This is a genomic window from Synechococcus sp. CBW1004 (assembly GCF_015840715.1).
In the GTDB taxonomy this organism is placed as follows: domain Bacteria; phylum Cyanobacteriota; class Cyanobacteriia; order PCC-6307; family Cyanobiaceae; genus Cyanobium.
In genome coordinates, this window is the sequence record NZ_CP060397.1 from 374,931 (window position 1) to 392,308 (window position 17,378).

The 17,378-nt window shown below is 67.5% G+C and carries 24 protein-coding genes; 11 read left to right on the plus strand and 13 right to left on the minus strand.

The genetic code is table 11. The annotated features are described in order from the left end of the window. Positions 1-5: 5 nt before the first annotated feature. Positions 6-440, minus strand: coding sequence for a hypothetical protein (locus H8F25_RS01710; RefSeq protein ID WP_197211751.1), 435 nt, complete (start codon positions 438-440; stop codon positions 6-8). 65 nt (positions 441-505) lie between these two features. Beyond that, the gene (locus tag H8F25_RS01715; protein WP_261352736.1) at positions 506-1,414 is read right to left on the minus strand and encodes a major capsid protein; all 909 of its coding nucleotides are present in this window, start codon (positions 1,412-1,414) and stop codon (positions 506-508) included. Positions 1,415-1,515: 101 nt separating this feature from the next. Between H8F25_RS01715 and H8F25_RS01720 the strand changes: the two genes are divergently transcribed. Both H8F25_RS01720 and H8F25_RS01725 read left to right on the plus strand, forming a co-directional pair. Beyond that, positions 1,516-1,734, plus strand: a complete 219-nt coding sequence (locus H8F25_RS01720; RefSeq protein ID WP_197169792.1) for a hypothetical protein — start codon at positions 1,516-1,518, stop codon at positions 1,732-1,734. Continuing rightward, the gene (locus H8F25_RS01725) at positions 1,734-2,081 is read left to right on the plus strand and encodes a type II toxin-antitoxin system PemK/MazF family toxin (RefSeq protein ID WP_197169791.1); all 348 of its coding nucleotides are present in this window, start codon (positions 1,734-1,736) and stop codon (positions 2,079-2,081) included. The genes H8F25_RS01720 and H8F25_RS01725 overlap by 1 nt, the downstream gene beginning before the upstream one ends. Before the next feature lie 182 nt (positions 2,082-2,263). On the opposite strand, the gene H8F25_RS01730 is transcribed toward H8F25_RS01725, so the two are convergent. Next, positions 2,264-2,503, minus strand: a complete 240-nt coding sequence (locus tag H8F25_RS01730) for a hypothetical protein (protein WP_231596995.1) — start codon at positions 2,501-2,503, stop codon at positions 2,264-2,266. Positions 2,504-2,589: 86 nt separating this feature from the next. Between H8F25_RS01730 and H8F25_RS01735 the strand changes: the two genes are divergently transcribed. Both H8F25_RS01735 and H8F25_RS01740 read left to right on the plus strand, forming a co-directional pair. Beyond that, positions 2,590-2,844: a galactose oxidase gene (locus H8F25_RS01735; protein ID WP_231596996.1), complete on the plus strand. Its 255-nt coding sequence runs from the start codon at positions 2,590-2,592 to the stop codon at positions 2,842-2,844. A gap of 212 nt (positions 2,845-3,056) precedes the next feature. Next, positions 3,057-3,314: a hypothetical protein gene (locus H8F25_RS01740; RefSeq protein WP_197169789.1), complete on the plus strand. Its 258-nt coding sequence runs from the start codon at positions 3,057-3,059 to the stop codon at positions 3,312-3,314. A 16-nt stretch (positions 3,315-3,330) separates the two neighbouring features. Here H8F25_RS01740 and H8F25_RS01745 read toward each other — a convergent pair whose 3' ends face one another. The 4 genes from H8F25_RS01745 to H8F25_RS01760 are packed head-to-tail and all read right to left on the minus strand — an operon-like array spanning position 3,331 to position 9,254. Then, on the minus strand, positions 3,331-4,407 hold the full coding sequence (locus H8F25_RS01745) for a DMT family transporter (protein ID WP_197169788.1): 1,077 nt from the start codon (positions 4,405-4,407) through the stop codon (positions 3,331-3,333). Then, entirely contained in the window at positions 4,407-5,540 is a 1,134-nt protein-coding gene (locus tag H8F25_RS01750) for an efflux RND transporter periplasmic adaptor subunit (protein WP_197169787.1), read from the minus strand. Before H8F25_RS01750 ends, H8F25_RS01745 begins: the two co-directional genes overlap by 1 nt. Next, positions 5,537-8,668 carry an efflux RND transporter permease subunit gene (locus H8F25_RS01755; RefSeq protein ID WP_197169786.1) on the minus strand — a complete coding sequence of 1,044 codons (3,132 nt, stop codon included), beginning with the start codon at positions 8,666-8,668 and terminating at the stop codon, positions 5,537-5,539. The genes H8F25_RS01750 and H8F25_RS01755 overlap by 4 nt, the downstream gene beginning before the upstream one ends. Beyond that, complete coding sequence (locus H8F25_RS01760) at positions 8,661-9,254, minus strand: hypothetical protein (protein ID WP_231596997.1); 594 nt, start codon at positions 9,252-9,254, stop codon at positions 8,661-8,663. Before H8F25_RS01760 ends, H8F25_RS01755 begins: the two co-directional genes overlap by 8 nt. Positions 9,255-9,363: 109 nt before the next feature. Between H8F25_RS01760 and rppA the strand changes: the two genes are divergently transcribed. Then, positions 9,364-10,068, plus strand: coding sequence for a two-component system response regulator RppA (gene rppA / locus H8F25_RS01765; protein ID WP_231597293.1), 705 nt, complete (start codon positions 9,364-9,366; stop codon positions 10,066-10,068). A gap of 5 nt (positions 10,069-10,073) precedes the next feature. Continuing rightward, on the plus strand, positions 10,074-11,453 hold the full coding sequence (rppB, locus tag H8F25_RS01770) for a two-component system sensor histidine kinase RppB (protein ID WP_197169784.1): 1,380 nt from the start codon (positions 10,074-10,076) through the stop codon (positions 11,451-11,453). Positions 11,454-11,574: 121 nt separating this feature from the next. On the opposite strand, the gene H8F25_RS18070 is transcribed toward rppB, so the two are convergent. Next, complete coding sequence (locus H8F25_RS18070) at positions 11,575-11,745, minus strand: hypothetical protein (protein WP_370525791.1); 171 nt, start codon at positions 11,743-11,745, stop codon at positions 11,575-11,577. Beyond that, positions 11,694-11,825, minus strand: a complete 132-nt coding sequence (locus H8F25_RS17915; protein WP_255376846.1) for a hypothetical protein — start codon at positions 11,823-11,825, stop codon at positions 11,694-11,696. The genes H8F25_RS18070 and H8F25_RS17915 overlap by 52 nt, the downstream gene beginning before the upstream one ends. A gap of 252 nt (positions 11,826-12,077) precedes the next feature. On the opposite strand from H8F25_RS17915, the gene H8F25_RS01780 reads away from it, so the two are divergent. The 5 genes from H8F25_RS01780 to H8F25_RS01800 all read left to right on the plus strand — a co-directional run bounded on the left by H8F25_RS01780 (position 12,078) and on the right by H8F25_RS01800 (position 14,335). Beyond that, on the plus strand, positions 12,078-12,275 hold the full coding sequence (locus H8F25_RS01780) for a hypothetical protein (protein ID WP_197211753.1): 198 nt from the start codon (positions 12,078-12,080) through the stop codon (positions 12,273-12,275). A 95-nt stretch (positions 12,276-12,370) separates the two neighbouring features. Then, entirely contained in the window at positions 12,371-13,114 is a 744-nt protein-coding gene (locus tag H8F25_RS01785) for a L,D-transpeptidase (protein WP_197211754.1), read from the plus strand. Next, positions 13,111-13,392, plus strand: coding sequence for a hypothetical protein (locus H8F25_RS01790; RefSeq protein ID WP_197211755.1), 282 nt, complete (start codon positions 13,111-13,113; stop codon positions 13,390-13,392). The genes H8F25_RS01785 and H8F25_RS01790 overlap by 4 nt, the downstream gene beginning before the upstream one ends. A 114-nt stretch (positions 13,393-13,506) precedes the next feature. Next, a complete protein-coding gene (locus H8F25_RS01795; protein WP_197211756.1) occupies positions 13,507-13,842 on the plus strand; it encodes a hypothetical protein in 336 nt (111 codons plus the stop codon). A gap of 274 nt (positions 13,843-14,116) precedes the next feature. Further along, positions 14,117-14,335 (plus strand): hypothetical protein, encoded by a 219-nt coding sequence (locus tag H8F25_RS01800; RefSeq protein WP_197211757.1) that lies wholly within the window; start codon positions 14,117-14,119, stop codon positions 14,333-14,335. A 41-nt stretch (positions 14,336-14,376) separates the two neighbouring features. Here the strand turns inward: H8F25_RS01800 and H8F25_RS01805 are convergent, their stop codons facing one another. The 4 genes from H8F25_RS01805 to H8F25_RS01820 form a co-directional block, all read right to left on the minus strand. Then, on the minus strand, positions 14,377-14,652 hold the full coding sequence (locus H8F25_RS01805; RefSeq protein WP_197211758.1) for a hypothetical protein: 276 nt from the start codon (positions 14,650-14,652) through the stop codon (positions 14,377-14,379). A gap of 20 nt (positions 14,653-14,672) precedes the next feature. Beyond that, complete coding sequence (locus tag H8F25_RS01810; protein ID WP_197211759.1) at positions 14,673-15,623, minus strand: hypothetical protein; 951 nt, start codon at positions 15,621-15,623, stop codon at positions 14,673-14,675. 69 nt (positions 15,624-15,692) lie between these two features. Next, positions 15,693-16,877 carry a LysM peptidoglycan-binding domain-containing protein gene (locus H8F25_RS01815; protein ID WP_197211760.1) on the minus strand — a complete coding sequence of 395 codons (1,185 nt, stop codon included), beginning with the start codon at positions 16,875-16,877 and terminating at the stop codon, positions 15,693-15,695. 3 nt (positions 16,878-16,880) lie between these two features. Beyond that, positions 16,881-17,378 carry a hypothetical protein gene (locus H8F25_RS01820; RefSeq protein ID WP_197211761.1) on the minus strand — a complete coding sequence of 166 codons (498 nt, stop codon included), beginning with the start codon at positions 17,376-17,378 and terminating at the stop codon, positions 16,881-16,883.

Here is a 17,378-nt window from a genome sequence, read left to right on the forward strand (position 1 = left end):
TCACCTCACAGCCCCTGGTTGGCGGTGAGCGCCACAGTCATCCCCACCGGCGTGGCGGGAGACACCGTCGCCCGCGCCAGCCGCAGGCAGGGCGGCGTGATCAGCGCGCTGTCGGCTGGATTGATCAGCAGGGCAGCGCCGCTGATGATTGCCTCCACCTTGCCGCCAGCGGCGGGGATGGCGACGGCCGCCGCGGTGATCCAGCTGCCGGCGGTGCCATCGGCCAGCAGAGGAGCGAGCTCGAGGGTCACCGTCACCGCCTCGCTGTGGCCGGGGTGGGAGGCCACGAGCACAAAGGAGCTGCTGGCCTCAAGATCGGTGCCGAGGTTCACCACATCACCGCTGCTGCGGCTGTGCTCGTAGCAGTCGGTGGCGGAGTGGTTGATCCAGCCAACGAGCACCGTCTGGGCGTCGAGCAGCCGGGTGGCTTGAGAGGTCATGGATGGAGCTCCTGGGGGAAATGAATGAGTGGTTCTGGGCAGTTCTCCTGGGTTGGGGCTGGCGTTCAGGGCAGTACCAGCGGCATCGGCGCCACGTTGAACAGGCGTGCGGCGGCCTTGCGGTTGCACACCGCAAAACCCACGTACCAATCCACACGCGTGCGGAACACCGGCGCGTCGTGCACCTCCCCGAAGTCCCGGACCGAGATCCCGTAGCGCCCCTCAAACGGGCCCTGCAGTCCGCAGACCGCCGCATCGCCGAGCACGCAGCAGTAGATCGAGGTGGTGCCTGCCGGTTCGTCGTAGCCGAGCACGGCGTTGCCCTCGGCGTCCTCCTCCACCAGCAGGATCTCGATCCCCTCGAAGAAATGCCGCCCGTCGATCACCTCGTAGAGGTCGCCGCCGGCCTGGCGGGAGGCGGTGCTGATCTGGCGGCGGGCGGCCTTGCTGGCGATCAACACCTTGTCGCCGCCGTAGCCGATCACGCTGTCGGTCAGCGCCTCCAGCGCCAGCAGGTTCAGCGTGCTGCCGCCGTTGTCGATCGTCTGGTCCTCGCCGGGCACCAGGCGCTTGCTCAGCCCGTTGAACGCCCGCGGATCAAAGGTGTCGTCGCCGTTGATGATCGCTGCCTCCAGGGTGAGGCGCATCGAGCGCACCTTCATCTCGGTCTGGGCAGCACGGGCCTCCGGGCCCTGTAGGTCCACGATCGAGCGGTCCACATCCAGGTCGCCGCCAAAGAGGTGCACGAACTCCGAATCGGAGTTGATCACCCCGTAGCTCTGGCGGTAGCCCTCGTTGACGGCCCGAAAACCCACGCGGGGGAGTTTCGTTTCCGCCGGGAAGCTCAACGAGCCACCGACAAGGTTGCGGAAGGGCAGGCGGCGCAGCAGCTCCCCCTCCGCAAAGGTCTTGAGCACCGCTAGCTGCTCAGCACGGCGGGCGTATTTCTGCGCCTCGATCAAGGTCAGGCCCAAGGGCACGCTCCAGGGGCCTGGCCCCAGTGACAACAGCAGCTGTTGCCAGGTCGCTTGTGGGCAGGGTGAACCCTGAGGTTCAGGCTGTTTAGCCTGGGGCGATGACCAATCCCCAGCTCACCGAGAACCTGCTTGCGGTGATCCGCAGCCTGCCGGCTGACGATCGCCGCTGGCTGCTCAGGCAGCTGGAGCAGGACAGCAGCGACCTGAGTCACGGGGCCCTGGCTGAGATGGCGATGGCCGGGGGTGCCTTTGACGACCTGGCGGCTGAGCCTGACCTCTACAGCTTCTCGGACGGAGAAGCGATCGGCGCCGGCTGATGCTGAGCCGCTACGACATCGTGCTGGTCGCCTTCCCATTCACGGATGGGCCTGCGGCCAAGCCTCGGCCGGCCTTGGTGATCACCACCAGTGAGCGCCATGGGGATGTGTTGCTGGCCTTCATCAGCTCCAACGTCAGCGGGCCGCCGGGCCGCGATGAGCTCGACATCCCTGCCGATCATCCAGGCTTCTCAGATACCGGCCTGAAGGTGAGCTCGATGATCCGGCTCAGCCGCATGACAACCTTGGCGATGCCACTGGTGAAACGGCGCATCGGGGTGCTGCCGCTGGCCTTGCAGACGGAATTCCAGCAGGTGCTGCAGCAGGTGATCTGCGGCCAAGGCTGAGCGTTCCCCTGTTGGCCAGTTCGCCGTCGTGATGGCAGTGGCCAGGACCGGTTGCCATGGCCGGGTCCTGCGGCGACCGGGGCCCCACCGGCACTCTGTGGATCGGATTCGCGCAGCCCTCCTCATGGTCCGGGGTCTCCGCTACGCCTGCCATGGCTTCTGCGCCGCTGCGCCGAGGGGTGTCAGCGCTGCAGCAGCCAGCGCAGCAGCGACAGGCCGATGATCAGCCCGACCCCTGCGTTCCACAGCCAGGATGGCCGCTCAGCGAATCGCTGCAGCCAGGGCGGCAGCCGATCACGCCACTGCCGGAGCGCCAGCACAGCCAGGAGCAGTAGTGCCAACGGAATGCCGACGGCCAGCACCAACTCCCGCAGCATCGACCCTTCCCCCGTGCCTGCACCGTATCCAGCGATCAGGGGCATGGCAGCCGCCCCTAGAGCCGCTAGTACAGACGTACGAATCATGGAGTGGTGGCATGGGCATGGCTGCGAGTCGAGGGTCTTCTCCGTTGGGGCAACGGCTCGATGCCCCGATCGAGGAATGGCCCTATCTGGACGGTGAGGTGCTGGTCCCGGCCCGCAGCCGCAAGGTCTGCATGACCTGCCATTGGTTTCGCCACCACGCCGGGGTGAACTGCATCCCGCTGCTCACCTGCCAGCTGCACCAGGGCCTGATCGCCCAGGGTGAGCACCTCACCAGCCGCTGCCAGGGCTGGACCGATGACATGGTGCGCCAGCAGGGCTGGGCACCCGAGGTGACCTGAGCCGGGCATGGCGACCAGCGAGCGCCCACTCCTCTCCCCCAAGGAAGGCTGGCTGAGCGATTGGCGCAGCGGCTGGAGCTGATCACGCTCAGGCGCCAGCAGTAACAGAAGGGGTTGCGAACCTGCCCGCACCAATGGTCGCCACCTGCTCCGCTGCGGTGCTGAAGGGCCAGGCCCCATCCAGGCATCCTGGAAGAAGGTGATGGATCCCCATGAGCGATCACGACGCACAACAGCTCACGGCTCGAGAGATGGTGCGGGCCCATGCCTACCCCGTGCTGGCAGCGATCAGCACGCTGAGCCTGCTGGCCATTGCCCTGCTCCAGATCCCTGGTGCCGTCAAAGCCCACCGCTACAACCAGTGCATTGATACGCAGGTGCGGTTGCGGCAAGCCAGCAACCTGGCGGGGCAGGAGGGCCCTGGGAAGTTGATCTACCTCAAAGCCGTGCAGCACTGCGAAGGCCTCTGAGGCCGGGCCGCCACGCTTAGTGCCGATGGCGGTGATGGGCGTCGCTCACATGGGGGTGAGCATGGGCTGTGTGCGTGTGCTGATGGCCGTGGGCATGCCAGAAAGGTTGATCGTCGGGCATCCCCCTGAGGTCGTCTTCTGTATGGGGATGGTCGTGATGGGGATCTCTGTTGCTGGGGTCGTGGCGATGGCGGTGGGAGTGCTCCAGAGGCTCGTGCCGATGCCAGTGGCTGTGCCGCTCGTTCAACAGCAGGGCTACCCCGCCTGCCATCAGGCCTGCCGCCACTGCGAGCTGGGCGGTGAGTGCCTCTCTCAGCACCACTAGCGCAAACAAGGCCCCCACGAACGGGGCCGTGGCAAAGATCAGGGCTTCCCGAGCGGCACCCAGACCCCGCAGCGCCAGCAGATCCAGCCAGATCGAGATGCCATAGCCAAGGGCGCCGATGACAAGCAACCCCAGGGTCGTTGGCAGCGATGGAAAGCGTTCCCCCAGCAGCAGGGCCAGGCCCAGCATGGGCAGGGAAGCTCCAGCGGCCTTGAGGGTGGCGATCTGAATCGGGTTGCGCAGGCTGAGGCGCTGGCTGAGGTTGTTGTCGATCCCCCAGGCCAGGGTTGCCGCCGCGATCAGCAGAGCCCCTGGGCCGTTGACACCATGGAGTGAGCCGCCGGAGAGCACCACGGCTCCGGCTGTGGTGAGAGCCGCTGCTGTCATGCCGCGACGCCCCAGGTGCTCACGGCCCACCAGCACCGCGATCGCGAGGGTGAACGGTGTTTCCAGATTGAGCAACAGCGAACCGGAGGCTGCCGGCAGACGAGCCAGACCCAGCACCAGCGCCACAGGGCCCACCATGCCCCCGAGCACGGTGAGCCCGGCCAGAGCCGGCCAATCACTGGCTTGCACCGGCGCTTCCGACTGGGAGCCGCCCAGCACCAGCCGCAGCAGCAGCAAGGCCATGGCCGCCCCGGCATAGAGCAGGGCCGCGATGCTGACTGCCGAGCCCTGGCCTGTGAGGGTGCTGATCAGGGGGGCGCTGCAACCGAACAGCACCGCTGCGGCGAGTCCGGCGAGCTGACCGCGGCGCTGTAGGGACATCAACGGAGCATCTGCGTGGGTCCAGCCAACAAGCTCTCTCCAGCGCGCACGCCCTGGAGGATCACCACCCGATCGGCCGACTGTTGCCCCACCACAACGGGCACAGGTTCCACTGCACCACGTTGGTAGCGGAACACCGTCGGTGAGCCGTTCACCACCTGGACGGCATCGGCGGGCACCGTGAATCGCTGCTCGGAGGCGGGCACCATCACAAAGGCCGTCACCGCCGTACCGGCAGGCGGCATCGGTGCGTCGACGGTCTGAGCGCGCACGACGCTCACCCGATTGCCGCTGCCGCTGTCTGGTGCCACCGCCAGCACCCGGGCTCGCAGATCCCTGGCACCGGCCTTCACCCGCAGCAGCTGGCCGGGTTCCAGATTGGCGGCCAGCAAAGGAGAAACCAGGAAGCGCAATTCACTACCCCGCGCATCGCTGATCTGGGCAACCTCATCTCCCGCCTGCAGCACAGCACCAGGGGATGCCTTGACGGCGGCGATCTGTCCGCTGATCGGACTTCTGATGGGCAGACGCCCCATGGCGTCGGGCTCTCCCATCACCAGGGCCTTGGCCGTTGCTGCCCGCGCGGTGCTGGCCGCGGTCACGCTGGCAATCCGCCGGCTTTCCAGCTCCTGCGCCGAGAGGGCGCCTTGCTTGGCCATCGGGGCAGCGAGCCGGTACTGGTAGGCCAGCGATTGCGCCGTGGCCTGGGCGGCGTCGGCGTCGGCACGCACCACGGCGGCTTCCGGGCTCTGCACCTTGGCGATCACCTCGCCGCTGCGCACGGCGGTGCCCGGGGCCACCAGCAGGTGCACGATGCGGCCAGCCACGGGCATGCCCACGCTGGAGCGTGCGCCCACGGCCGCTTCCACAAAGCCTGAGATCGGCCGTTCCGTGCCGGTGCTGGCTTCCGGGCGAATGATGTGGAGACCCGAGCGCCGCAGTTGCTCCGCGCTCAGGCTGATCGTGTTGCGGGCGGCGGTTGCTTCTGTGCTCGCCTTGGGCGTGGATGTGGCAGGCCCACCGCTGTGGCGGCCCACGGCGATCCCCAGCAGCAGCGACCCGGCGATCGCGATGGGCAGGAGGGTGCGGGGCTCGCGCAACCGAGCGGTGATGGCCTGGAGGCTTGAGCTCATGGCTGAGACAGCGCGAGAGAAGGCATGGAGGTGTGGATCGGCGGCAACAGCCAACGGCCAAAGCGCACATACAGCGCGGGTAGCACCAGCAATGTCAGCGCCGTGGAGGTGATCAGGCCGCCCAGCACCACAACGGCCAGGGGCTGCAGGATTTCGTTGCCGGCCCCGAACGCCAGCGCCAACGGCAAGGCACCCAGCGCGGACGAGAGCGCAGTCATCAAGATGGCGTTGAGGCGCTCCAGGCTTCCCTCACGGATCACCTCGCTCAGGGGTTGCCCATCGGCATGGCGGCGGTTGTAGTTGTCCACCAGCAACAACCCATTGCGCACGGCGATGCCAAACAGCGTGATGAAGCCGATCAGCGAGGCGATTGATAGCACTCCTCCCGTGAGCAACACGGCCACCACACCGCCAATCAGGGCCAGGGGCAGATTGAGCATGATCGCCACCGTTGCCGGCAGAGATTTCACCGAGATCACCATCAGCACACTGATCACCACTGCGGCAACAGCGCTGTAGAAGATCAGAGACGCGGTTGCCCGTTCTTCTGATTCGAACTGGCCGCCGTAGCGGATCGTGTAGCCCTGAGGCAGTGGCACCTCGCGGGCAATGGTGCGCTGGATGTCTTTGACGACAGTGCCGAGCGGCCGGCCGCTGACGTTGGCGGAGACCACGATCATCCGGGACACGTCCTCCCGGTTGACGACGTTGGAGCCCAGGCCTTCGTCGATCCAGGCGACGCTGCCCAGCGGCACCGTCATGCCATTGGAGAAAGCCACCGGCACCGAGCGGATCGCCTCCAGGCTTGCGCGCGCGTCTGGCTGGAGCTGCACCAGCACATCGCTGCGCAGACCGCTTTCCACTACGTGGCCCACCACCTTGCCGTTAAGGGCAATCTCCACGGCCTGCGACAGCTCTTCAATGCTGAGGCCCAGGGCCGAGGCCAGGGGGCGGTCGTAGTGGATCTGGACCTGGGGGATGGGCAGTTGGGGCTCCAGCTGCAGATCCACCACTCCGGTGATCGGCTTGATCGCTGTCTCCACGGCCTCGCCGATGCGGCGCAGCTCGCCCAGATCGGTGCCGTAGATCTTGATCGCGATGGCACTGCGGACCCCGGAGAGCACCTCATCCATTCGGTGGGAGATGAAGCCGCCGATGTTGGAAGCCACGCCCGGCAGCTTCTGAAACGCCTGCCGCAGTTCGGCAATGGCGGCTGGGCGGTTGGCCATCGCCCGATCACTGAGTTCCACATCCACATGGGCCAGGTTCACACCCGCACCATCGGCATCACCAGGCGCGCGGCCGGTGCGCACCTGCACCCACTCGAACAGAGGGTTGTTCTGCAGCGAACGGGTCAGGGCCAGGCCGGCCCGATTGGTCATCTCCAGTGACACCCCCGGGTAGAGCACCATCGAATTCACCAGCGACTTTTCACGGAACTCAGGCAGAAACACCCGCCCCAGTGCCGGCAGGATGAGGGTGGTGGCGATCACAAGAGCCAGGGCCATGGCCAGCACCCGCTGCGGTGAGGTCAGGGCCAGATCCAGCACAGGGCGATAGAGGCGCTGGGCCTGGTTGGCGATCCAGGTGTTCTCCTCGTGCAGCTGAACCGGCGCCAGCAGGATGGCGCAGAGGGCCGGTGACAGGGTCACCGCCACCAGGGTGGAGGCGCCGATGCAGAGCAGGTAGGCCAGGCCCATGGGCGCAAAGATCCGTCCTTCCACGCCGGTGAGCGAGAAGATCGGCGCGAACACCACCGCAATGATCACGGTGGAGAACAGCACGGGCTGGCGCACCTCCAGCGAGGTGTCAAACACCACTTGCAACGGTGATTTGGGCGTGCTGCTCGCCTGGTTGCGGCGCAGGCCCCGGTAGCAGTTCTCCATGTCGACGATCGAGTCGTCGACCACCGAACCGATCGCCACCACCAGCCCGCCCAGGGTCATGGTGTTGATGCCGAGGCCGAGGGCCTTCATCAGCATCAGGCCGATCAGCAGCGAAAGCGGAATGGCGCTGAGGCTGATCACGGCAGCGCGCCAGTTCATCAGGAACAGCACGATCACCACCGAAACGATCACCACCCCCTGCAGCAGCGACTCGCTCACATTGCGGATAGCGCTGTCGATGAAGTTGCTCTGACGAAATGTGACGTGGGTCTGCACATCCGCCGGCAGGGTTCGGTTCAGTTCGGCCAGGCGTCGCTCCACCGCGCCGGTCACGGTGGGTGTGTCCACGTCGGGCTGCTTGGTCACCATCAGCACGACGGCGGGCTTGCCGTTGAAGCTGGCGTCACCCCGTTTGAGCGCTGCGTCGCGTTTGACCTCCGCCAAGGTGGAAAGCAGCACCGGTTGCCCCTGCTCGTTGCGCACCGCCGCCTCCGCCAGGTCGCTGACTTGCTCGATCTGCCCCATCGGGCGGATCAGCCGCTCCTGGCCGCCGGCAATCAGGAAGCCTCCGGGGCTGGTGGCCATGGCCTTGGAGACCCCCTCCATCACCGCTTGGAGCGAGACGTTCTGCACCTGCAGTTCGTGGGGGTCGATCAGCACCTGAAACTGCTGCTCATCACCGCCGTAGATCGTCACCTGGGCCACACCAGGGACCGCCAGGATGGCCTGGCGATAGGAGCGCAGCACCAGCTGCTGCAGATCCATCAAGGATGTGGCGCCATCGCCTGCCGCCGTGAAGGCCACCTGCAGGATCGTGCCGAGCGGGGACACAAGCGGCGACAGCTCCGGTGCGGTGGCATTGGCGGGAAGCTGGGTGCTCACCTGCTGCAACCGCTCCGCCACCGACTGGCGAGCGCGGAAGATATCGGCGTTCTGGTGGAACACCACCTGCACCATCGACAGGCCCGCCTTGGAGGAGGAGCGCACCGTCTCCACCCCGGGGATGCCGTTCACGGCCGACTCGATCGGCAGGGTGATCCGGGTTTCCACCTCCTCGGGCGAGAGGCCATCGGCGCTGGTCTGCACATCCACCTGCGGCGGCGCAAAGGGCGGAAACACATCCAGCGGCATCTGGCTCACGGCCAGCAGGCCCCAGAGACTGATAACCACCGCAGCGGCCACGATCAGCCAGCGGCGAGCGATCGAAAACCGCAGCGTGGCGTTGAGCAGCCGCTCAAGCATCCGTCTTCTTGCGACGGCTCAGCCAGATCCCACCGCCGATGACCAGCACAGCGGCGCCGGCGCCCACGGCCAGCCCAGGAATCGGCAACCCAGAGCTGGCTGAAACCGATTCAGGGGCAGAAGCCGTTGTTTCATCCGGCTTGTCGTTCGCCGACGCAGGTTCTGCCTGCTGGGTCTTCCTCGATTCGGCATAGAGCGAAAGCGCCCCCGTGGTCACCACGTCGTCGGTGGGATCGATGCCTTCCGTCACCACCACCCGATCGCCCTGGTTGGCACCGGTCACCACGTAGACCGGGTCGTAGGTCTTCTCCGTCTGCACGAACAGCAGGGGTTTGCCATTGGCATCCACCAGCGCCGTGGTTGGCACGCTGAGGCCATCCGGCCCTGACTCTGGCTTCTTGGTGGCAATGCCCAGGAGGGCGTCACCATCGGCATTGCGCTGCACCTGGCGGGCATCGCCCGTCTGCTGGAACTCGTCTCCATGGCCCACATGCGCCACCGCGACAGGAGTGGCGACAGGAACGGTGAGCAGGGCAGCGGCCGCGAGACTGGCACCGGCGGTCAGCGGCAGGAGTCGGTTGAGCAAGGCCCACGAAAGCAACAGGTGGACGGAGCTTGGCGCAACCGCGATGAAAATCAGGTGAAATCGCTTGTGCTCACTAGCATCTGCCAGCTCAAGCCCCCTGCCGATGCCGCTGCGGATCCTGCTGGTGGAAGACGAGGCGGATCTGGCCGGCGCGATTCAGGCGGTGTTGCAGCAGCAAGGCCATGTGGTGGATCACTGCGGCGATGGCCTTGAGGGCTGGACCCTGTTGGGCGCCCAGCTGGCTCGCTACGACCTGGCCATCCTGGATTGGATGCTGCCGGCCTTGAGCGGTGTGGAGCTCTGCCGCCGGGCCCGCTCGGCCGGCTACGAGTTGCCGGTTCTGTTGCTGACCGCTCGCAGCGACACGGCCGATCGAGTGGAGGGACTCGATGCCGGCGCCGACGACTACCTCAGCAAACCCTTTGCGATGGAGGAATTGCTGGCCCGGATCCGGGCCTTGCAGCGCCGTCAGCCTGCCTACCGGGAACCGCTGTTGGAGGTGGGCTGCTTTCGCCTCGATCCGGCCAAGGCTGAGTTGCTGGTGAGCACGCCAGGCGGGGAGGTGGCCGTCGAGCTGTCGGCCAAGGAGCAGCAGTTGATGGCCTATTTCATGGAACATCCCGGCCAGATCATTCCCGGCTCGCGGCTGCGCCATCAGCTCTGGGATCTGCACCAGGACCCGGTGAGCAATGTGGTGGCGGCCCAGGTGCGGCTGCTGCGGCGCAAGCTGGCGACCCATGGCCTGCCGTCACCGATCGAAACGGTGCCCAGCAAGGGCTACCGCTTTCAGCCTCAGCTCGATCGGCCGGCATGAGCCCGATGCGTTCCCCGGCGCCTGGGCTGCTCTGGCGTGCGCGTCTGCGTCTGGCAGGCCTGTCCCTGGTGGTGATGGGAGCGCTCCTCTATGCCGCGGGTTTGACCATGGGCCGGCTGCTGCTGCAGACCCAGGAAACGGCGATCCGACGGGAGCTGCAGACCCTGGCCGGCACCATGCACGACAGCCTCAAGCCCGTGCTACCGCGGGATGCCGTGCCCTCCACCAGCCTCGCAGCGGTGCTGCCGGGGCTTTGCCTGGCTGGTGAGGTCTGCCGCCCAGCGCCGGATCTGCTCCATCGCCATGCGATCAGCGCCACGGATCCCAGTCGCTACAAGCTGCGGGTGCTGGACCACCAGGGGGCCCTGATCGCCCGATCCCCTGGCGACGTACCGGTGGAATCAACACCAGAAACCCTGGGCTGGTCACTCAGCAACCCCCACGGAAGGGAGCGGTGGGGCACCTATGCGATCCACCTTCATCACTCCAATGGTTCTGGCGAACCGATCTGGGGCTACCTCCAGATTTCACGCAGCCTGGCGGATCTCGATGCGGAGGCCGAGCGGTTGTGGTGGCTGGGCCATGGGGTGTTCCTACTGGCCATGGTGGCGATGGCACTGGCCAGCTGGTGGCTGGCGGGTTTGGCGATGGCTCCCTTGCTGGAGGCCTATCGCCGACAGGAGCAATTCAGCGCCGATGTGGCCCATGAGCTGCGCACGCCCCTGGCCAACCTGCTGGCGCTGGTGGAGGCAGAACAGGGCGCCAGTGCTGCAACGCCAAACGGCAAGGCCGCCCCCAGCCTGGATCGGGTCCTTGCCCAGGGCCGGCGCCTGCAGCAGCTGATCGCCGATCTGCTGTTGCTGGCCAGCCTGGAGCGACCCTGCCTCCAGAGCCAGAAACAGAGCTGTGATCTCGCGGAGATCACAGCCGATGTGCTGGAGGACTTCGGCGAGACGGCCGCTGCAGCCCAGGTGAGCCTGGAGCAGGCTCCCTGGATCGCCTCCGCCTGGGTGTTGGGGGTCGAGTCGGAGCTCAGCCGGCTGGTGATCAACCTGCTGAGCAACGCGATTCAGCACAGCCCTGCGGACACGTCCGTCGTGGTGGGCCTGGAGCAGCGCGGCCGCGAGATCCGGCTGACGGTCCGTGACCGCGGGCCCGGCATCCCTGCTGCCGAGCAGGAGTGCATCTTTGACCGCTTCACGCGCCTGGATCCTGCCCGCACCCGCCAGCAGGGAGGCACGGGATTGGGCCTGGCGATCGCCCAGGCCATCGCCCGCCGCCATGGGGGTGTGATCAGCCTCCAATCCACCCCTGGAGCTGGCAGTTGCTTCTGCCTGGCCGTCCCTCTGGCGGATTCAACCCATCACGGAGAGCAAAGAGCCTGATCCCTGACTGGATTGCGGCAGAGGGGCGCCCCTCTCAGCCCATCAGGATCGTCATTCCGGTGAGGATCACAGCCACCCCGGTGAGATCAAGGGCCGTGAGCGGCACCCCATCCACCAGCCGTCACCACGCCAGGGCAATCGCCACAACCATCGCGCCAAAGGAGGCGTACACCCGGCGAGCTGCGGTGGGGTGGAAGGTGGGCAGCCATACGTAGATCGCCAGGGAGATGGCGGCGGAGATCAGGAGCAGATCGGCCGCTGCTGACGCAGCACCAGGTCGGCTTGGTAACACCCCAGGCTCTCGGCGGCCGCCGTCAGCAGAAACAGGCTGGTGGTGCGGAACACGGCATGAGCCTCGGGCGAGGACAGCATCACTGAGTAGGCGGGCGCCTCTGGGAGTTGGAGCGCTGCACCAAGCGACCACAGCCGGACAGGGCTGATCCAGTCCCTGCCCCACCGGCGCTCTGTGGATCGGCTTCGCGCAGCCCTCCTCATGGTCCGGGCGGCCTCAAGGGCTGCGCAAGTCAGCCGGACTGGTGCGTTGGCTGCGCTGCGCTCCGCATTGCAGAGGGGGCTGCCCCTTGACCCCGCCCGGCCTGCTTCGGGGTCTCCGCTACGCCTGCCATGGCTACCGAATCCCGCATCCGCGCCTTCCAGCTCCTGAGCTCCCGCACCCTGGGGCTGCTCTGCGAGGAGGCCTCGGCCCACCGCCCTGCTCCTCTGGAGCGGCTGGAGCTGCTCTGCGCTGATCTCCTCTTTGATCGCCAGCTCCTCAATCCTCACCGGGTGAGCTCCTTCCCCGAGAGCGAGCTGCCCTTCTGATGGAGCAGCCCCGGCTGCGGCTGGGGCGCTCTCTTGTGACTGCCGCCGGCGGCCCCAAGCCAGCAATGGCAACAGGGCTCAGCAGCACCACGCCTATGGCCAGCCCCATGACCGCCGAGCGGTTCCAGGACCGCTTTGAAGCATTCCGCGGTGAACCCCAGCAGGTCTCCGGCGTCTGGACCCTCCATGCCGCGATCGCTGCACTGCCCGGCAGCGAGGCCGTCCTCGAGGAGCAGGCCCCCTGGGCGCTCACCTTCAGCGAGAAACCGGCCGCGCCCCCGGCACCAGCAGTCCCCAGCGGCGGCCTCGATCCCCGCGGTTCAGAGGAAGCCGGGATGGCGGGCCCGCAGCTGGCAGCTCCCGTCCAGCCCGGGGATTCCTACCTGCTGGTGAATGACCGGGACCAGGACATGGAGGCCTACGACCACACCGGGGCCTTCCTCTGGAAGATCCCCTGCCTGGCCCGCGGCCAGGGGAGCGACACCGACTGGACCCAGAACAGCACCGACACCCCGCCGGGGCTCTACAGGCTTGGCCAGCTCTACCCCGATTACGAGCAGAACCCCAACCCGCCCTGCTCCGATACCGCCATGGGCTACGGCTGGTATTCCTTCGACATGGAGGAGCTGGAGGGCCAGGAGGTGGCCGTTGGCCGGGCCGGGGTCATGCTCCACGGTGGTGGTTCGGCCTGCGGCTGGCCCGGCGCCTGGGCAGCGCAGCAGCCCCTGCACCCCACCCTCGGTTGCGTTCGCCTGCACAACGCCGATCTGCGCGACAAGGTGCTGCCCCTCTACCGGCAGGGCACCGTCTATGTGGGGGTGTTCCAGGAAAAACAGTGACGCCGGGGCTGGTGCTGCCGCCGGCTGGGGCCAGACCGCCCAAGCCGCCGTTCGACCGCGAGCGGTTTGTGTTCAAGATTCTGGCGGTGGTGATCGGGACCCAGCTGCTGATCTATTCCCTCGCCGCTGGGGTCTGCGGTCAGCGGGCGATGGAGGGCAGGCCGATCGGGCAGATCTGCCCCGGCGCGTTGGAGCAGCTGCAGGGCGGCTTTGATTCCACCCTCAAGCTGTTGCTGGCGCTGCTGGGTGGAGCAGCGCTGACGCGCATGGACCGGTAACGCCTGGGAGCGGGAGGGGGGCTTGCTCCGGGCCTCTCCAGTCTGAGGCCCGTCCTGCGGCCGCGCCTCCGCTGGGATCGGTCCCGTCGCTGCGCCGTTTGGGCGCCGATCATCATGGCCACGCTCTCTGCAGGCAATTCCGCTGCCACCTCCCCGTTCTGCAGGCCAGAAGAGGATCCGTTCCTGCTGCTCGAATCCACGCTGCGCTCGGTGGAGGAGATCCTGCTGCGTCGTCGTGGGCTGCCGCTGCGCCGCACCTGGATCGACCAGCCCTATGGAGAAGAGGAAATCACCCTGCTGGAGGAGGAGGTGATCCCCGCGATCCAGCAGTGTCTGGCGCGGGTGGATGAGCTGGATGAGCGGCTGCTGGCCCAGCAGGAGCTACTGCAGCGCTGTGAGCTCGAGCTCCAGCGCCAGCCACTGGCTTTGCAGAGGCTGCAGATGGCCTGAGCGCCATGGGTTGGGGGCTGCAGCTGCGGCCCCCTTGCCTATGCCTCGATCCAAGGGTTGGTGGAGCAGCTCCACTGCTGGGGCGCGGTGGGCGTTCAGCACGGAGTGGCATCCATGCCCGTGGGACGTGGCTGGCTGGGCGGAGCGAAACCCCTCCGCAGCATGCCCCTCCGGCTTGCGCTGGCCAGGGCTGACGCGAGGCTCGCGCTGCTCGCCCCTGGCCAGCACTGCGCCTGCGGGGCGTCTGGTCGGGGTTCTCCGCTCCACCCCAGCCATGGCCACCCCCCAAGGCCCCGTCTGCGAAGTCCGCCTGCTTGTGGTTCACCGCTATCAGCCAGGAGTCCAGAAGCTCGGCACTGCCCCCTGTGAGGTCGAGTTCCTGGGCCGCCGCGGTAAGCCCGTCAAGAAGATGCGGCTGATCCCTGCCGAGAAGGCGTTCGCCTTTGCCCGCAAGCTGCAGGGCACCCCCGGCTGCACCGTCTCGGTCTGCTGAGCCTGGGGGCTCAGGCCCGGTTGCCGGTTGGTGGCCGGGCCTTACAGCCAATGGCGGTAGGCACTCCGCTGCCGGCGGGCCCTGGCTTTGGAGCGAGCACTGCCGAACTGAGGACTGCTGCCGTCACGGCGACGGCGCACCCAGGCGCCACGACGAATCAACCGACTGTCGTCGGCATTGGCGCGCCGAGCGGCCACGATCCCCCCATAGCCCTTCTTGTGTCGGTGCTGGGCGTGGGAGCGAGCCTGGCCGGCGCTGGCGGCCGGCACCACCGTGGCGGTGGAGCGGTTGCGCCAGAACACCAGATACCAGGCCATCGCTCTACCGGCGAGATGAATCAGCGCCGCGGTGCAGCCGCCCGGGGCGTGGTGCCCTTGACGGCCTCCAGGTAGAGCTCGGCGGTGCTCAGCGTCTGCAGATTCACCGCGCCGCCGTGCTCATGGCCCGTTTCCGGCACAGCAGCGGAATAGAGGCCGCTGCGCTGCTGGAACAGGAAGCTGTACACCGGGTGGCGGCGCAGCTCCTCCATGTAGTCGCCATCGCTCAGGGCCACCCCGTCGGCGGTGAGGGGTTGGCCCTTGCCATCCACCGGCAGCAGCCGCTCGCGTCCATCCACCTCCCCCAGCTGGAAGTGGCCGCCGCACAGCGTCACGAAGGTGTCAAAGAAGGTGCCCCGCTCATCGCCGCCGACGCGGCCTTCCGCTTCTGAGAAGAGGCGCTCCATCAGCCGTTCCTTGCGCAGGTTCTGCACCTGGGAGCGGGCCTCGTCCCGTTCCTTTTCGACGCTGCGCACGCGGCGCAGGTTGGCCTCATTGAGCTGGCGTTCACGCTCGCCCACCTGGCGTTCGAACTCCTCGCGCTTGCGCTCGGCGTCCTGCAGACGGGCGTACTCGTCCGGGTTGATCTCAGAGAAACGCGACAGCTGGGCACGGGCCTTGCGCAGTTCTTTCTCGAGCTGGTTGCTGCGGCGCCGTTCGGCGCGCAAGGGATCAGCACTGCTGGGAGCAGCGGCAGGGGGGTCGCCGCTGCCGTTGACACCTGGGTCCTGGGGCAGGGAGAGGTCGAGGGCGTCGTCGCCGTCGGCAGCATCCAGACCAGCGTCAGCGGCGCCGTCGCTGTCGAGCAGGTCAGGGTCGGTGGCAGGTGGAGCTGAGCCCGTAGGGCCCTGGTTGGGTTGCTGCTGCTGTTGGCGGTAGGTCTCCCATCGGCCAGGAGGGACCATGGGACCTGGAGCAGCGCCGCTGTTGGCGCGGCTGGAATCAGAGGAGAAGAAGGAGGAGGAGGGCATCACCCATCACGGCTGTGGTGCTGCGGGCGCCCCGTCCGGGCTGCGCTCGCTCTCCCTGTTGCCAGCTCCTCAAAAGCCCTGCTCAGGCAGCTCATCCAGCACGGGAGCAGAGCGCCGGGCCGGCAGGTAGATCCACTCCCCCGTCGGCAGCGGCGTCGAGGGCATGTAGCCAGGCACCAGCAACTGCATCCCCGCCGGGATGGAAGTGGTGGAGCGGTAGACGGGCAGGAGCAGGGTGGTGCCAGCCGGCAGCGGTTCCTCGCTGGGCCAGCTGCTCAGCTCCGGGTTGAACTGGCGCAGCAGGGAGAGGCTGAGGCTCTGCTCGGCCGCCACGCTGCTCAAGGTCTCGCCATCGCCGGTGACATAGGCCTCGCTCTGCTGCAGCACCGGGTTGAGGCTGCGCAGCTTGGTTTCGGTCGTGCCATGGCGGCCAGCCAGCACCGCCAGCGAATCCCCATCAACGGAGGTGATGGTCTGGGTGCTTTCCAGCTGGGGGTTGATCCGCCTCAAGGTGGCCACGGTGGTGCCGTAGCGCTCAGCGATCAGGTTCAGCGTGTCGCCATCGCGCAGCACCAGCACGCTGTGGGGCCTGAGCACCAGCTGGATCGCTTCCCCCAGCAGCGGCTGCACCAGCAGGCCGATGCCACCTGGGCCGTAGTCCGCCCCGAAGTGCATCACCTGGCAACCCGCGAACTGGGCCCGGCCACCGGATGGCAGCCCGCCCTCCGGTTGCAGCAGTGCCAGGTCCCCGAGCCACATCACCCCCTGGCAGGGGGCCTGCACCGTGCCCAGCAGTGCCGGATCCCACGGCAGCGGCGCTTCCTCGCGAAAGCCAGGGGTGGCCCAATCCATCTCGGCCGCCAGCCAGTCAAAGGTGTTGCTGGTGCTCACCGGCAGGATTGCCGCCCGGCAGAGATAGCCGCGCAGGAGCACATCGCCTGGGTCGGTGAGGGCGGTGTCGTTGTAGCCGCTGACGATGCCGCTCTGCTCGAGGAAGCAGTCGATCACATGCCGGCGGATCGGGATGGGGCTGCGGCTCTCGGGCCGATCCACCTCAAACAGGCAGAGGCGGGCATTGGCGTAGGGCTGCAGTGCCAGCCACAGGGGCGAGGCCCCAAGGGGCGCAGCCGCGGGCTGGGCCACCCGGCTGTCGATCGCCGGGCTGGCCGCAGGCAGTGCAACCATCTGCCCCCACAGCGGAGCACCCCGCAGGGGGTTGAGGCCCTGGTTCAGCGGTGAGAGGGGCTGCTCCATCTCTCAGCCCCGCACCAGCGATCCCCGGAAGGGATCCGGGTCCTTCAGCCGCCAGTTCTGCAGCCTTGGCAGCAGCAGCGCCAGCTGGCCAATGTGCTGGCTGCGCTGCTTCCCCAGCGCCACCGCCGGTGATGGGCCCGCAGGGTTCCACTCGCTCTCGGTCTCCTCCAGCAGCAGCTCGGTGGCGTACTCCACCACCGCCAACTTGCTCAGCGGCAGCGGGTTGGGCACCACGCCACCGGCCACGCCCTTGCGCCGGCTGCGCACCGGGCTGTTCACCTCTGCCGGTGTCAGTGCGGCCAGCTGCTCATTCAGCGCCGCAATGGCATCGAGGTGGCCCTGGGCGGTGCAAACCCCTGTGGGGTAGTGGGTCTGCAGCTGGGCCATCTCCCGGTTCAGGGCCGCCAGGGCGGCACTGGTCACCGGGATGGACAGGGCGATGCGCAAGGCCTCGGCATCACCGGGACGCCAGGTGCAGGTGGGTGGTGAGGACTGGGTCAT

What these genes read in the sequence shown, in the direction of transcription:
- H8F25_RS01710 (WP_197211751.1), bottom strand. Translation starts at nt 440, where the DNA reads ATGACCTCTCAAGCCACCCGGCTGCTCGACGCCCAGACGGTGCTCGTT.
- H8F25_RS01720 (WP_197169792.1), top strand. Translation starts at nt 1,516, where the DNA reads ATGACCAATCCCCAGCTCACCGAGAACCTGCTTGCGGTGATCCGCAGC.
- H8F25_RS01725 (WP_197169791.1), top strand. Translation starts at nt 1,734, where the DNA reads ATGCTGAGCCGCTACGACATCGTGCTGGTCGCCTTCCCATTCACGGAT.
- H8F25_RS01730 (WP_231596995.1), bottom strand. Translation starts at nt 2,503, where the DNA reads ATGCCCCTGATCGCTGGATACGGTGCAGGCACGGGGGAAGGGTCGATG.
- H8F25_RS01740 (WP_197169789.1), top strand. Translation starts at nt 3,057, where the DNA reads ATGAGCGATCACGACGCACAACAGCTCACGGCTCGAGAGATGGTGCGG.
- H8F25_RS01745 (WP_197169788.1), bottom strand. Translation starts at nt 4,407, where the DNA reads ATGTCCCTACAGCGCCGCGGTCAGCTCGCCGGACTCGCCGCAGCGGTG.
- H8F25_RS01750 (WP_197169787.1), bottom strand. Translation starts at nt 5,540, where the DNA reads ATGAGCTCAAGCCTCCAGGCCATCACCGCTCGGTTGCGCGAGCCCCGC.
- H8F25_RS01755 (WP_197169786.1), bottom strand. Translation starts at nt 8,668, where the DNA reads ATGCTTGAGCGGCTGCTCAACGCCACGCTGCGGTTTTCGATCGCTCGC.
- rppB (WP_197169784.1), top strand. Translation starts at nt 10,074, where the DNA reads ATGCGTTCCCCGGCGCCTGGGCTGCTCTGGCGTGCGCGTCTGCGTCTG.
- H8F25_RS17915 (WP_255376846.1), bottom strand. Translation starts at nt 11,825, where the DNA reads ATGCTGTCCTCGCCCGAGGCTCATGCCGTGTTCCGCACCACCAGCCTG.
- H8F25_RS01780 (WP_197211753.1), top strand. Translation starts at nt 12,078, where the DNA reads ATGGCTACCGAATCCCGCATCCGCGCCTTCCAGCTCCTGAGCTCCCGC.
- H8F25_RS01785 (WP_197211754.1), top strand. Translation starts at nt 12,371, where the DNA reads ATGGCCAGCCCCATGACCGCCGAGCGGTTCCAGGACCGCTTTGAAGCA.
- H8F25_RS01795 (WP_197211756.1), top strand. Translation starts at nt 13,507, where the DNA reads ATGGCCACGCTCTCTGCAGGCAATTCCGCTGCCACCTCCCCGTTCTGC.
- H8F25_RS01800 (WP_197211757.1), top strand. Translation starts at nt 14,117, where the DNA reads ATGGCCACCCCCCAAGGCCCCGTCTGCGAAGTCCGCCTGCTTGTGGTT.
- H8F25_RS01805 (WP_197211758.1), bottom strand. Translation starts at nt 14,652, where the DNA reads ATGGCCTGGTATCTGGTGTTCTGGCGCAACCGCTCCACCGCCACGGTG.
- H8F25_RS01810 (WP_197211759.1), bottom strand. Translation starts at nt 15,623, where the DNA reads ATGCCCTCCTCCTCCTTCTTCTCCTCTGATTCCAGCCGCGCCAACAGC.
- H8F25_RS01815 (WP_197211760.1), bottom strand. Translation starts at nt 16,877, where the DNA reads ATGGAGCAGCCCCTCTCACCGCTGAACCAGGGCCTCAACCCCCTGCGG.
- H8F25_RS01820 (WP_197211761.1), bottom strand. Translation starts at nt 17,378, where the DNA reads ATGACCCAGTCCTCACCACCCACCTGCACCTGGCGTCCCGGTGATGCC.